At 59.3% G+C, this 12,704-nt stretch carries 11 protein-coding genes; 5 read left to right on the top strand and 6 right to left on the bottom strand.

Features of this window, described 5'->3' with window-relative positions; translation table 11 throughout:
• Positions 1 to 56 precede the first annotated feature (56 nt).
• Entirely contained in the window at positions 57 to 1,574 is a 1,518-nt protein-coding gene (locus AB4N91_RS03425) for an MDR family MFS transporter (protein ID WP_083375866.1), read from the top strand.
• Between the two features lie 136 nt (positions 1,575 to 1,710).
• Here AB4N91_RS03425 and AB4N91_RS03420 read toward each other — a convergent pair whose 3' ends face one another.
• The 4 genes from AB4N91_RS03420 to AB4N91_RS03405 all read right to left on the bottom strand — a co-directional run bounded on the left by AB4N91_RS03420 (position 1,711) and on the right by AB4N91_RS03405 (position 5,638).
• The gene (locus AB4N91_RS03420; RefSeq protein WP_077750482.1) at positions 1,711 to 2,559 is read right to left on the bottom strand and encodes a cache domain-containing protein; all 849 of its coding nucleotides are present in this window, start codon (positions 2,557 to 2,559) and stop codon (positions 1,711 to 1,713) included.
• Between the two features lie 93 nt (positions 2,560 to 2,652).
• Positions 2,653 to 3,528, bottom strand: a complete 876-nt coding sequence (locus AB4N91_RS03415; protein WP_077750481.1) for an ATPase — start codon at positions 3,526 to 3,528, stop codon at positions 2,653 to 2,655.
• Positions 3,529 to 3,649: 121 nt separating this feature from the next.
• Positions 3,650 to 4,642: an NAD-dependent epimerase/dehydratase family protein gene (locus tag AB4N91_RS03410; protein WP_010457606.1), complete on the bottom strand. Its 993-nt coding sequence runs from the start codon at positions 4,640 to 4,642 to the stop codon at positions 3,650 to 3,652.
• Between the two features lie 96 nt (positions 4,643 to 4,738).
• Positions 4,739 to 5,638 (bottom strand): LysR family transcriptional regulator ArgP, encoded by a 900-nt coding sequence (locus tag AB4N91_RS03405; RefSeq protein ID WP_200666899.1) that lies wholly within the window; start codon positions 5,636 to 5,638, stop codon positions 4,739 to 4,741.
• 95 nt (positions 5,639 to 5,733) lie between these two features.
• Here AB4N91_RS03405 and AB4N91_RS03400 point away from each other — a divergent pair, with 95 nt between their 5' ends.
• The 3 genes from AB4N91_RS03400 to AB4N91_RS03390 all read left to right on the top strand — a co-directional run bounded on the left by AB4N91_RS03400 (position 5,734) and on the right by AB4N91_RS03390 (position 7,517).
• Complete coding sequence (locus AB4N91_RS03400; protein ID WP_010457610.1) at positions 5,734 to 6,135, top strand: ACT domain-containing protein; 402 nt, start codon at positions 5,734 to 5,736, stop codon at positions 6,133 to 6,135.
• Between the two features lie 6 nt (positions 6,136 to 6,141).
• Positions 6,142 to 6,744, top strand: coding sequence for a LysE/ArgO family amino acid transporter (locus AB4N91_RS03395; protein WP_010457612.1), 603 nt, complete (start codon positions 6,142 to 6,144; stop codon positions 6,742 to 6,744).
• Positions 6,745 to 6,920: 176 nt separating this feature from the next.
• Positions 6,921 to 7,517 carry a superoxide dismutase gene (locus tag AB4N91_RS03390; protein ID WP_010457614.1) on the top strand — a complete coding sequence of 199 codons (597 nt, stop codon included), beginning with the start codon at positions 6,921 to 6,923 and terminating at the stop codon, positions 7,515 to 7,517.
• Positions 7,518 to 7,717: 200 nt separating this feature from the next.
• On the opposite strand, the gene AB4N91_RS03385 is transcribed toward AB4N91_RS03390, so the two are convergent.
• Together AB4N91_RS03385 and AB4N91_RS03380 are read right to left on the bottom strand one after the other, a co-directional pair.
• A complete protein-coding gene (locus tag AB4N91_RS03385; RefSeq protein ID WP_460112641.1) occupies positions 7,718 to 8,665 on the bottom strand; it encodes an IS110 family RNA-guided transposase in 948 nt (315 codons plus the stop codon).
• Between the two features lie 245 nt (positions 8,666 to 8,910).
• Positions 8,911 to 9,267, bottom strand: a complete 357-nt coding sequence (locus tag AB4N91_RS03380; protein ID WP_010457616.1) for a DUF6124 family protein — start codon at positions 9,265 to 9,267, stop codon at positions 8,911 to 8,913.
• A gap of 1,312 nt (positions 9,268 to 10,579) precedes the next feature.
• Between AB4N91_RS03380 and AB4N91_RS03375 the strand changes: the two genes are divergently transcribed.
• A complete protein-coding gene (locus tag AB4N91_RS03375; RefSeq protein WP_010457618.1) occupies positions 10,580 to 12,631 on the top strand; it encodes a putative bifunctional diguanylate cyclase/phosphodiesterase in 2,052 nt (683 codons plus the stop codon).
• Positions 12,632 to 12,704: the final 73 nt, after the last annotated feature.

Raw genomic sequence — 12,704 nt, 5'->3', positions numbered from 1 at the left:
AGCATCCCCGCTCGCCATTGCCTCGTGCGGGACACTCACTGCCCGCAGGTTCCACCGTGACCAATCTCAACCAGCCTGAAACGCCTAAACCGGCTATTCGCAGCGTGTTGATCGCCCTGATGCTGGCGATCTTTCTCGGCGCACTGGACCAGACCATCGTCGCCGTTTCCATGCCGGCCATCTCCGCGCAATTCAAGGACGTCAGCCTGCTGGCCTGGGTGATTTCCGGCTACATGGTGGCGATGACCGTGGCGGTGCCGATCTACGGCAAGCTCGGCGACCTGTACGGCCGACGCAAGTTGATGCTGTTCGGAATGGGGCTGTTCACCCTCGCCTCGCTGTTCTGCGGCATGGCCCAAAGCATGGAACAACTGGTGCTGGCGCGAATCATCCAGGGCATCGGTGCGGGCGGGATGATTTCGGTCAGCCAGGCGATCATCGGGGATATCGTCCCGCCCCGGGAGCGCGGTCGCTATCAGGGTTATTTCAGCAGCATGTACGCCGTGGCGAGTGTTGCCGGCCCGGTGCTCGGCGGTTACATGACCGAATACCTGTCGTGGCGCTGGGTATTTCTGATCAACCTGCCGCTGGGCATCGGAGCCTGGCTGGTGGCCAATCGCACACTGGTGGGTTTGCCCGTGCCACAACGCCAACCGATCATCGATTACCTCGGCACGTTGCTGATGATTATCGGTTTGACCGCCTTGCTGCTGGGCATCACGCAAGTTGGTCAGGGCCACTCATGGCGCAGCGCCGAAGTGCTGGGCCTGCTCGGGGGCGCGGTGCTGGTGCTGGCGCTGTTCGTCTGGCATGAGCGCCGGGCGCGGGAGCCGTTGCTGCCGATGCACCTGTTTGCCAACCGCAACGCGATCCTGTGCTGGTGCACGATTTTCTTCACCAGTTTCCAGGCCATCTCGCTGATCGTGCTGATGCCGCTGCGCTTCCAGAGCGTCACCGGCGCCGGGGCCGACAGCGCCGCGCTGCACCTGTTGCCGCTGGCCATGGGCTTGCCGATCGGGGCTTATTTCGCCGGACGCCGCACCTCGGTGACCGGGCGCTACAAACCGATGATCCTGGCAGGGGCGGTGCTGATGCCGATCTCGATTCTCGGCATGGCTTTCAGTCCGCCCCAGGCGTTCTTGCTCAGCAGTCTGTTTATGTTGCTCAGCGGCATTGCCAGCGGCATGCAATTCCCGACGTCATTGGTCGGGACGCAGAACTCGGTGGAACAGCGGGACATCGGCGTCGCCACCAGCACCACCAACCTGTTCCGCTCGCTGGGCGGCGCGGTGGGGGTGGCATTGATGTCGGCGCTGTTGCTGGCGCTGCTGCAGGATTCGAGCTTCGCCCACCTGGCCGGTTCGTCGATGATTGCCGAGGGCCGTTCAGGGAATGTGTTGCTGGACGGTTTGAACGCTGCACCGGGGGAGGCGCAGAACGCCTTGCGCGCCGAGTTGGCGCTGACGTTCAGGCATTTGCTGATGGTCAGTGCGGCGGTGTCGTTGCTGGGGTTGGCGGCGGCGGTTGCGATGCCGAACAGGGTGTTGCGGGGGCGTGAGGATAAAGTCCGATAGATAGACCGAGTCGCCCGCCATCGCGAGCAGGCTCGCTCCCACAATGGATCTTTGTCGTCCACAAATGCTGTGAACACTGGAGATCTACTGTGGGAGCGAGCCCGCTCGCGAAGGCGTCCTCACAGACACCGATGAATCAAGGGCTGTAATACCCGACCGCCACCAGAAAATGCCCGACCTTTTTCAGGTAGGCATGCTTGTCTTCAACCTTGCTGGTGACCGGGTTTTTCCAGCGGTATTCGTATTCGCCGTAATCCTGCTTGGCAATCAACGCCAGGATCGGCTCGCCCACCGGTTTGCCTTCCGGGTCCTTGATCTTGCCGAAGTCGGTATTGATCAGCCGCAGGTTGGTGCCGTGGGCCACGTAACGCTGGGTGTTGAGGTCAACGACGAACACGTACAGGTCATCCTGCAAGTAGCCGCCCTTGAGGGAGTTGATCGCAGTCAGCGTGCCCTTTTCGTCTTTGGCCAGATCCGTCGCCGCTTTGTTCAGCAAGGCCATCGCCTGTTCCGCCGACGCCCGTGGCAGGTAGTAACCCACGGCCAGAATCCGCTGGCCAACGCGCTGATAGAACACATGCTTGCGCTCGACCTTGCCGTCGGACCAGTTCTGCCAGCGATATTCAGCCTGCTGAATCCCATTGCCCTCCGGCACTTTCAAGGCGTCCTTGAAGGCCTTCTGCAAATCCGGTCCCAGGGTTTCGGTCACATCACGCCCGATCAAGGCCGAAGACGGCCCGCCACTGGCAAGCATCACGCCCTTGGTATCGACCACGAAGACGTAACGATCCTTGTCGACAAACTCGCCCTGACGGCTGAACGCCGCGAACGCCTTGTCGCCGTTGTCGTGGTAGTAGGCCAGGGCTTTTTCCAGCAAGGCTTTGGCCGCCTGGCTGTCATCCTTTTCCGCCGTAGCCGCCTGAACCTGCCCCAGACACAACAACAGCATCCACCCCAGCACGGCCCACTTGTGCAGAACCCCCATAGCGCATCCCCTCGTTCTTGTCGGTGTTTCAAGAGCGTAGACGGCTATGGGATATGTACGAATTTTCAGGCCCTTGTAGCAGCTGTCGAAGGTTTACTGCCTTGCGCGGAGTTGCTGCTGCAGATTCTGGATCTGCGCCTGAAGGGTGTTGATGTTGCGGGTGGTCTGGCCGCGGAAGGCATCGAACTCGGCGGTATTGGTGACGCCTTGCGCTGCTGCCGGGCGGTTGTCCTGCTGGCTTTTGAGCACGATCATGTCTTGTTCCAGTCGCTCGATGGCGGCGCTCGGGTTGCCCTGTTTTTTCAGCGCGACGATGTCGGCACCGAGGCTTTTGAGCTGGGCGTCGAATTTGCTGGTGTCGTCCGGGGCGCTTTTCAGCGCAGCCAACTCGGTGCTCAAGGCTTTGACCTGCGCCTGCAATTGCGTGTTGGCGGCCTGGTGTTCGGTGCTCTGGGCAGTCATCTGCGCCAGGCGCTTGTCCAGGTCGGTGGTTTGCGCGGTCATTTGTGCCAGACGCTTGTCCAGGTCGCTGGTCTGACCGACCACACCTTGCTGCTGCTTGCTTTGGTCCTGCAACTGGTTTTCCAGCTGCTTGATTTGCAACTTCAGGGCTTCGCTGTCGCTAGTGACGTTGGTCTGGCTGGCGACCACCTTGCCGGAAATGTCCTGCAAGCGTCCCGCCGCATCCTCACTGATCCGCGCGAAACTTTCCTGGGTGGCCACCAGTTGCTGTTCCATCAGCGAAATCTGCTGAAAGCTCCACCAGGCAAGGCCAGCGAATGCGAAGAACAAAGCGCCGACCAATGCCCAAAGAGGCCCGGTACTGGCGCTTTTGACCTTGACCACCGGTGCCGGGCGCGAATGCACGGAGGTGCGTTTCGAGGTCGGAAAATCATCGTCATCGGGGACGTCGGCGCGCAGGCTTGGAACATCATCGAAGTCGTCGTTGGCATCGTTACGCATGGACATTGAGTCAACCTTTGTGGAACGCGGTGATGGCTATAGGCAGCGAGTATAAACCCCACGGCCGCAGCGATTGACCCTCAACGCCAAACTCGGTTCAGTGCTGGCAGGTTTGTCACTGCAAAAGTCAGCGAATGTCCTGGGCTTTCCACCAGCCGCAGAATTCATCGAGGGCCGTCCAGAGACTGACTTTCGGATCGTAGTCCAGATAATGCCGGGCGCGGCTGATGTCCAGGGTGAAATTTTTGTTCATCACCTGCATGCCCAGCCGTGACAACGTCGGCTCGGGACGGCCCGGCCACAATTTACACACCCCTTCGTTGAGCGCGGCAACGCTGTAGGCCAGGCCGTAGGAACGGTAGCGCGTCACTTGTGGGACTTCCATCTTGCGCATGACGTAATTGACCACGTCCCACAACGGCACAGGCGTGCCGTTGCTGATGTTGTAGGCCTTGCCCAAGGCCGAGTCGCTGGCCAGCAAGCTGCTGAGCAATGCTTCATTGAGGTTTTGCACACTGGTGAAGTCGACCTTGTTCAGGCCGTTGCCGATGATCGCCAGGCGTCCCTTGCGCTGCATGTTCAGCAGCCGCGGGAAGATACTCATATCACCCGCCCCGGTGACGAAACGCGGGCGCAGGGCGAGGGTTTCGAGACCGAACTCCTGTGCGCCAAAGACCTTTTGCTCGGCGAGAAATTTGGTGGCGGCGTAGGGATGCTTGAAACGTTTAGGCACTTGTTCTTCGGTCAGCCCCAGATGATCACGGCCATCGAAGTAGATCGACGGTGACGACAAATGCACCAGGCGTCGGACCCGCTGTTTCAGGCAGGCCTCGACCACGTTTTCAGTGACCTGCACGTTGCCTTGATGAAAGTCCTGATAACGTCCCCACAAACCGACCGCGCCGGCGCAATGCACCACCGCTTCGACATCGGAACACAGCTCGCGCGCCAGTTCCGGGTCGCTCAAGTCGCCCGGGATAAACTCGGCGCCACGGCGCACCAGGTGTTCGACGCTTTCGGCCCGGCGACCATTGACCCGCACGTCCAGGCCCTGCTCCAGGGCGAAACGCGCAAAGCGTCCGCCAATGAAGCCGCTTGCGCCGGTAACCAGAATTTTCATGTAGAGCTCCAACAAATGCAGCGGTGAGCATCAAGCTACACGCAGCAAGTTAAAAACGGTCCGCAAGCGCTTCACTTGCGGCTTGCAGCTTGACGCTTATGGCTGCTTCCAGGGCACCAGCCATTGCTTCGACGAACGCACCAATTGATCGGTCAGCAACCCCAGCAGCTGACCGCCATTGCGCCAATGATGCCAGTACAGCGGCACATCGATGGGCTTATCTGCCAAAAGCTCCACCAATACACCGCGCTCCAGCTGCTCGCGCACCTGCAATTCGGGCACCAGGCCCCAGCCAAGCCCGGCTTCGGTCAGGCGGATAAAGCCTTCAGACGACGGGCATAAATGGTGTTCGAAACCGCCATCGACCCCGAGGGATGCGAGGTAACGATGCTGCAGGAAATCGTCCGGGCCGAAGACCAGCGCCGGGGTTTTCGCCAGCAGGTCAGCACGCACGCCTTCAGGAAAATGCCGGGCGATAAACGCCGGGCTGGCCAACGCGCGATAACGCATGGCGCCCAATAACACGCTACGTGCGCCAGCCACCGGGCGCTCGCTGGCGCAGATGCACGCGGCCACTTCGCCAGCGCGCATGCGTTTGAGGCCGACGGTCTGGTCTTCGACGACCAGGTCCAGCAGCAGGTGTTGCTCGGCGCAGAAATCACTGACGGCTGCGGCCCACCAAGTCGCCAGGCTGTCGGCGTTCAGGGCGATGCGCAGACGTTCCGGCAGACCTTCTTCGTCCAGCGCCGGTACCAGCGTCTGTAGATCCCGTTCCAGCAAACGCACCTGCTGGACATGGTTGAGCAGCCGCCGACCAATCTCGGTAGGCGCCGGTGGCGTGACCCGCACCAACACCGGCTGGCCGACCCGCGCCTCCAGCAACTTGATGCGCTGGGAAATCGCCGATTGCGACAAGCCCAGAACCTGCGCGGCACGTTCAAACCCGGCCTGCTCGACCACGGCGGCCAGGGCGGACAGCAATTTATAGTCGAACATCAGTTTTCCTAATGAGCGATCAGCATGATTGGTTTTTCTTATACCGCGTTGCACCGGAGAATAGCCAGTAAGCACTCTTGAACAGGATCACCGACATGGCTGGCGAAACTTCATTGGCAACCCTGCTGCGCAGCATGAGCCCGCACCTCAATGAGGGCGAATATGTATTTTGCACCCTGCGCGACGGCCAATTGCCCGCCGGCCTCGCGATCGTCGGCAGCTTTCGCGAGCAGGAGGGGCTGACCGTCATTCTCGAACGCTCCCTCGCCGAGCAGGCCGGTTTCAGCTTCGACTACGTCGCGGCCTGGATCACCTTGAACGTGCACTCAGCCCTCGAAGCCGTCGGCCTCACCGCCGCCTTCGCCACGGCATTGGGCCAGGCCGGCATCAGTTGCAACGTGATCGCCGGTTACTACCACGACCATTTATTCGTCGGTCAGGCCGATGCCCAACGCGCAATGCACGTGTTGCGCGACCTGGCAGCCAACGCGGAGTAAACCCTTATGTGGCAAAGCTATGTGAACGGCCTGCTGGTGGCCGCCGGGCTGATCATGGCGATCGGCACTCAGAACGCGTTTGTGCTGGCGCAGAGCCTTCGACGTGAACATCACCTGCCGGTGGCGGCGCTGTGCGTCACCTGCGACGCCTTGCTGGTGGCCGCCGGGGTATTCGGGCTGGCGACGGTGCTGGCGCAAAACCCGACCTTGTTGGCGGTCGCCCGCTGGGGTGGCGCGGTATTTCTGATTTGGTATGGCAGTCAGGCGCTGCGTCGGGCGTGCTCGAAACAAAGCCTGCAACAAGGTGAAAACCAGACGGTGCGCTCGCTACGTGCGGTGATGCTCAGCGCGTTGGCCGTCACCTTGCTCAACCCGCACGTTTATCTGGATACCGTGTTGTTGATCGGCTCCCTCGGCGCGCAGCAAACCGAGCCCGGCGCTTATGTCGTGGGGGCGGCCAGTGCGTCGTTGTTGTGGTTTTTCACTCTGGCACTCGGCGCGGCATGGTTGGCACCCTGGCTGGCACGGCCCAGCACCTGGCGGATTCTTGATCTGTTGGTGGCGGTGATGATGTTTGCCGTGGCGTTTCAATTAATCGTCGCCAGCTGATTATTCCAAAAGGCTCTGGAACCTCTATCCCACACAGTTGTTGCGTGGTTATGCCGCACCCCCGGTGCTATGATCCGATCCGATGCGCCGCAAAGAGTACAAACTCCCCGGCGCTTGTCTGGCCGCCCGTGATCGGCCTTGCGCTCACCGCAACTGACCTGATTAGGAGAATCATCATGGCTTTCGAATTGCCGCCGCTGCCTTACGCACACGATGCCCTGCAGCCGCACATTTCCAAGGAAACTCTGGAATACCACCACGACAAGCACCACAACACCTACGTCGTGAACCTGAACAACCTGGTGCCAGGCACCGAGTTCGAAGGCAAGACCCTGGAAGAAATCGTCAAGTCTTCCTCGGGCGGCATCTTCAACAACGCCGCTCAAGTCTGGAACCACACTTTCTACTGGAACTGCCTGGCGCCAAACGCCGGCGGTCAACCAACCGGCGCACTGGCTGAAGCCATCAACGCTTCCTTCGGTTCGTTCGACAAGTTCAAAGAAGAATTCAGCAAAACCTCCATCGGCACCTTCGGTTCCGGTTGGGGCTGGCTGGTGAAAAAAGCTGACGGTTCCCTGGCCCTGGCCAGCACCATCGGCGCCGGCAACCCGCTGACCAGCGGCGACACCCCGCTGCTGACCTGCGACGTCTGGGAACACGCTTACTACATCGACTACCGCAACGTTCGTCCGAAATACGTCGAAGCGTTCTGGAACCTGGTCAACTGGAAATTCGTGGCTGAGCAATTTGAAGGCAAAACCTTCAAGGCTTAAGCTCGACGCCAGACAAGAAACCCGGCTTTTATGCCGGGTTTTTTTTATGGACTTTGGAAGTATTCACTGCCGTATGTCGCTCTAAACATCGAATCAACTACCCGGCCGCCTTCGCGAGCAGGCTCGCTCCCACAGTGAACACACCCTTTATAAAACCCGCTCGATCTCCTGTGGGAGATTCTATGGTTGAGGGGAAACCCTCAACTCACCTTTGACTGATATTCGCTTTGCCCTTTCAGCAAGGCGAATGCCACCCGCGCAAGCTTGCGAGCCAGCATCACCAGCGCCTCAGTGGTGCTGAAGCCCCGGGCTCTTTGGGCTTCGTAAAACCCTTTCCAGGCTTTCGTACGGCTAGCCGACATCGCTGCATTGTGCAGAAGCCGGCGGGCCTCGGGGTCACCGCGCTTGGTCAAACTGCGGCGACCGTCCTTCTGTCCTGATTTAGACACCCGTAAATCCATGCCCAGGAAGGCGATAAACGCATCCGCGTTTCTAAAATGCCCGCGCTGAAATGCAGTTATCAAGCGAGCCCCAGTCAAAAATCCAATGCCTTCAACTTTCAGGCAACGTTTCAGTTGACCGAGTAAACCGGCTTCTTTGAGCTGATCGTTGATCGTCTTTTCGATCAGCGTTTCAAGCTGCTGCATGGACTTCACTTGTTCTGCAAAAGCCGCTTTCAGCAGCGGCTCATTCGACCAACTCTGCACCAGGCCAACCCTAGCCTGGACCAAGGCAGCCCGGCGGCGGAAGAGGCTCAGGAGCTGGCGGTACAGCGGTGATGGAGGGGTCCAAGGGCGCAACTCCTCGGCTTCGTTCTTCAGGTAACGGGCCAGCAACTTGGCGTCCAGCGCGTCGGTTTTGGCGCGGATCTTCACGCCTTCGCGATAATGTTTGAGTTCATAGCCTCCCACCATGTAAATCGCACATCCGGCCTCATAGGCCAGATCAGCAAAGTCCAGGTGATAGATGTTGGTCGCCTCAATGGCAATAGCCACCGTCCCCGGCAACGTATTCAGCCACTGCTTGATGGATGTTTTAGTGTTGGGAATCTCTTTAAGCAAATCGTTATCAGCCTGATAAATCACCAGTTCATTCTTGGCGACATCCACGCCCACGATCGGTTTTGATAGAGAGACCGGCATTGCCATAGGATTTTCTCCGAGATAAGGTTTGAGCACTTGAAGGGCTCACCCAGAGGCGCAGGCTTGTTCCTATCGTCGGTCTAGCCAGATGCATTCTTTATCGGCGCTTGGGTGAAAGGAGGAGGGGCGAAATCTCCCACAGTCTGTACTGCGTCAACAGTCAGAATCGAGCCTTGTCCCTCCTCCTCCCTTCAAGTCCTACCATACAAGCGAGCCTGCTCGCGAAGAACGATGACGGGGTCTCTGGAATGCTATGCCGGATCGACGTTATCAAGCGCCCGGTTCACCGCCAACTCCGCCAGCATGATGATCTGCTGGATTGCCAGCACGGTGTTGCGCTGCGGACCGATCAGGTTCGAGGCGAAATCGCTGGCCATGACGCTGGCCGAAGCCAGGGACTCGCAGGCTTGGGCCAGGAGGCTTTCAGTGTCCATGTCGGGGGCGATCATGAACATCGTGCTGGGGCGCCGGGGTTTTTCGAGGTATTGGTTTGGCGGGTCGAGGTAGTAGTCGAGGGCGCGTTTTATGGCTTCGTGGTCTTTGAGGAGCGTTTCGGCTTCGGTGGTGGGAGCGATGTTGACGGGTGGGTCGGGGATTAACTTATCCAAACTGAAATTCCTCTAATCAAACGGGAGCCATCACCCGTCGTTTCTCACGCGACGGAGGGGAGGCAGCTATGTGCGGAGTGAGAAACCGGTAGAGGAATAGACCCGGCCAGACCGAAGTCTGCCCGCACACAGCCGCCATAAAAAACTTGCTGGCAGCGGATAAGCTGGCGGCAATTATGGTGGTACTGGCGCTGTATTAAAACCTCTACGGGCTCTCACACCCGGTCGCTGAGTTTTCAGCGACAGCCAGAGGTTAGAGAACACGCTTCCTACCCGGCAACCTGAAAAATGCGTGGGAAAACGCTGAGTTTTTTACACATTGTTCAACACACAAAAATGGAACGCGGAGCGTCCCGGGCGACATTCCCACGCGGAGCATGGGAACGATCAATCGGGAGGCATCAGGAAGAGATTGGTTGGCTGTCAGGCCGCCTTCGCGAGCAGGCTCGCTCCTACAATGGAATGTGTGTACCTGCAAGAGATTGGTCGGCTGTCAGGCCGCCTTCGCGAGCAGGCTCGCTCCCACATTTGGATTGCGTACATCTGTCAGAGATTGGTCGGCTGTCAGGCCGCCTTCGCGGGCAAGCCTCGCTCCTACAAGAATTCAGCGTACAGCTTTTGATTCTCACCACTCATCAGGCCGAGCGTTAGCTCGCCTGCAGCTCTTGATCTTGATCCACCCGCCCCTTCGGGAGGCTGAGTGGAGGTGTTCATCCGGGGAGTGGCGCGCAGCGCCGTTCGACGCAGTCGAACACGCTGCATGTAGGTCGTCGCGAAGCAGACCGGAGGGCAGTGTCCCCGGATGGATACCGGAGCGAAGGTACGCCGAGCCTTAGCGAGGGGCCGGACGCTTGGGGCGAGACTTTTTGGTTCCTTTTGTGGCGTTTGACAAAAGGGACTCGCCGTAAGGGCGAAACCATAAGTGGCCGTTGCCGCAGAAACGGATATGTACCCGGTCAACCACAACATGGTCGGCCCGAAGGCCGCCATCGCGAGCAGCCTCACTCCCACAGTTGAAATGTGGACACCAGCAGAACCCAAGCCAATCTCCGACAATAAAACCAGCATTCAGCCCCTTGCCCCCCGCCACAGCAGGCTAACATCAACAAAAGGAAAAATAGTCCCAATCCCCCTCAAGTTGAAGGACCCAACTACCGACACAGTACTAATAGGGCAAATACTCAAAACAACAGCATTTCTGCCAAGCTGCAGGCAAAAAACCATGAGATTGAATGTCCCTTTGACTGCCATCACGGGATTGCCAATACTCATGGCAACTTGATGCTACCCGCACGGAACAAGGAATAACCCTTTGAAGCTGGAACTCAAGAACAGCTTGTCGGTGAAGTTGCTCCGGGTCGTGCTCCTGTCGGCATTGATCGTCGGCGTAGTCTTGAGCTGCGCGCAGATCGTTTTCGATGCCTATAAAACACGCCAGGCCGTGGCCAACGATGCACAACGCATCCTCGACATGTTCCGCGACCCCTCCACCCAGGCCGTCTACAGCCTGGATCGGGAAATGGGCATGCAGGTCATCGAAGGCCTGTTCCAGGACGAAGCCGTGCGCCAGGCCTCCATCGGCCATCCCAACGAAGCCATGCTCGCGCAAAAATCTCGTGAGTTGCACCATTCAAACAGCCGCTGGCTGACCGATCTCATTCTTGGCAAGGAACGCACCTTCACCACCCAACTGGTCGGCCGCGGCCCCTACAGCGAGTATTACGGCGATCTGAGCATCACCCTCGACACCGCCACCTACGGGCAGGGTTTCATCGTCAACTCGGTGATCATCTTCATTTCCGGCGTATTGCGCGCCCTCGCCATGGGCCTGGTGTTGTACCTGGTCTACCACTGGCTGCTGACCAAACCTCTGTCGCGCATCATCGAACACCTGACCGAAATCAATCCGGACCGCCCCAGCGAACACAAGATCCCACTGCTCAAGGGTCACGAAAAGAACGAACTGGGGATCTGGATCAACACCGCCAACCAGTTGCTCGAATCCATCGAACGCAACACCCACCTGCGCCACGAAGCGGAAAACAGCCTGCTGCGCATGGCCCAGTACGACTTCCTAACCGGTCTGCCGAACCGTCAGCAATTGCAGCAACAACTGGACAAGATCCTGGTTGACGCCGGCAAGTTGCAACGCCGGGTTGCGGTGCTGGTGGTGGGCCTGGACGACTTCAAAGGCATCAACGAACAGTTCAGCTATCAGACCGGCGACCAGTTGCTGCTGGCCCTGGCCGATCGTCTGCGCGCTCACAGCGGTCGCCTCGGCGCCCTCGCCCGTCTCGGTGGTGACCAGTTCGCCCTGGTCCAGGCCGATATCGAACAACCTTACGAAGCCGCCGAACTGGCGCAAAGCATTCTCGATGATCTGGAAGCGGCGTTTGCCCTCGATCATCAGGAAATCCGCCTGCGCGCGACCATCGGCATCACCCTGTTTCCCGAGGACGGCGACAGCACCGAGAAACTGCTGCAAAAAGCCGAGCAGACCATGACGCTGGCGAAAACCCGCTCGCGCAACCGTTATCAGTTCTACATCGCCAGCGTCGACACCGAGATGCGTCGCCGTCGGGAACTGGAAAAAGACCTGCGCGACGCCCTGCGGCGGGACCAGTTCTACCTCGTCTATCAACCGCAGATCAGCTACCGCGATCACCGGGTGGTGGGTGTCGAGGCACTGATTCGCTGGCAGCATCCCGAACACGGTCTGGTGCCGCCGGACCTGTTCATCCCGCTCGCCGAGCAGAACGGCACCATCATCGCCATTGGCGAATGGGTACTGGATCAAGCCTGCAAGCAATTGCGCGAATGGCACGATCAGGGTTTCCCGGATCTGCGCATGGCGGTGAACCTGTCGACCGTGCAACTGCACCACGCCGAATTGCCGCGAGTGGTCAACAACCTGCTGCAGATGTACCGCCTTCCCCCTCGCAGCCTGGAGCTGGAAGTCACCGAAACCGGCCTGATGGAAGACATCAGCACCGCCGCCCAGCATCTGTTGAGCCTGCGCCGCTCCGGCGCATTGATTGCGATCGACGATTTCGGCACGGGTTATTCGTCCTTGAGCTACCTGAAAAGCCTGCCGCTGGACAAGATCAAGATCGACAAGAGCTTCGTGCAGGACCTGCTCGATGACGACGACGATGCCACCATCGTTCGGGCGATCATCCAGCTGGGCAAGAGCCTGGGCATGCAGGTGATTGCCGAAGGCGTGGAAACCGCCGAGCAAGAGGCCTACATCATCTCCGAAGGCTGCCACGAAGGTCAGGGCTACCACTACAGCAAACCGCTGCCGGCACGGGAATTGAGCGCCTACCTGAAACAGGCGCAGCGCAGTAACGCAGCCATTTTGTAGAGATCAAACAATCGCAGCCTCGTTCCACTCAACAGCTGCTACGGGTCCGTGTGCTTGTAGCCGCTGTCGAGTG

Source organism: Pseudomonas sp. H3_D04, from assembly GCF_054669175.1.
The sequence above is the reverse complement of the archived record's forward strand: the minus strand, read 5'-3'. Positions and strand labels throughout refer to the sequence as shown.

Coding starts and splice junctions, on each gene's coding strand:
- AB4N91_RS03420 (WP_077750482.1), bottom strand. CDS start 2,559: ATGGGGGTTCTGCACAAGTGGGCCGTGCTGGGGTGGATGCTGTTGTTG.
- AB4N91_RS03415 (WP_077750481.1), bottom strand. CDS start 3,528: ATGTCCATGCGTAACGATGCCAACGACGACTTCGATGATGTTCCAAGC.
- AB4N91_RS03410 (WP_010457606.1), bottom strand. CDS start 4,642: ATGAAAATTCTGGTTACCGGCGCAAGCGGCTTCATTGGCGGACGCTTT.
- AB4N91_RS03405 (WP_200666899.1), bottom strand. CDS start 5,638: ATGTTCGACTATAAATTGCTGTCCGCCCTGGCCGCCGTGGTCGAGCAG.
- AB4N91_RS03400 (WP_010457610.1), top strand. CDS start 5,734: ATGGCTGGCGAAACTTCATTGGCAACCCTGCTGCGCAGCATGAGCCCG.
- AB4N91_RS03395 (WP_010457612.1), top strand. CDS start 6,142: ATGTGGCAAAGCTATGTGAACGGCCTGCTGGTGGCCGCCGGGCTGATC.
- AB4N91_RS03390 (WP_010457614.1), top strand. CDS start 6,921: ATGGCTTTCGAATTGCCGCCGCTGCCTTACGCACACGATGCCCTGCAG.
- AB4N91_RS03385 (WP_460112641.1), bottom strand. CDS start 8,665: ATGGCAATGCCGGTCTCTCTATCAAAACCGATCGTGGGCGTGGATGTC.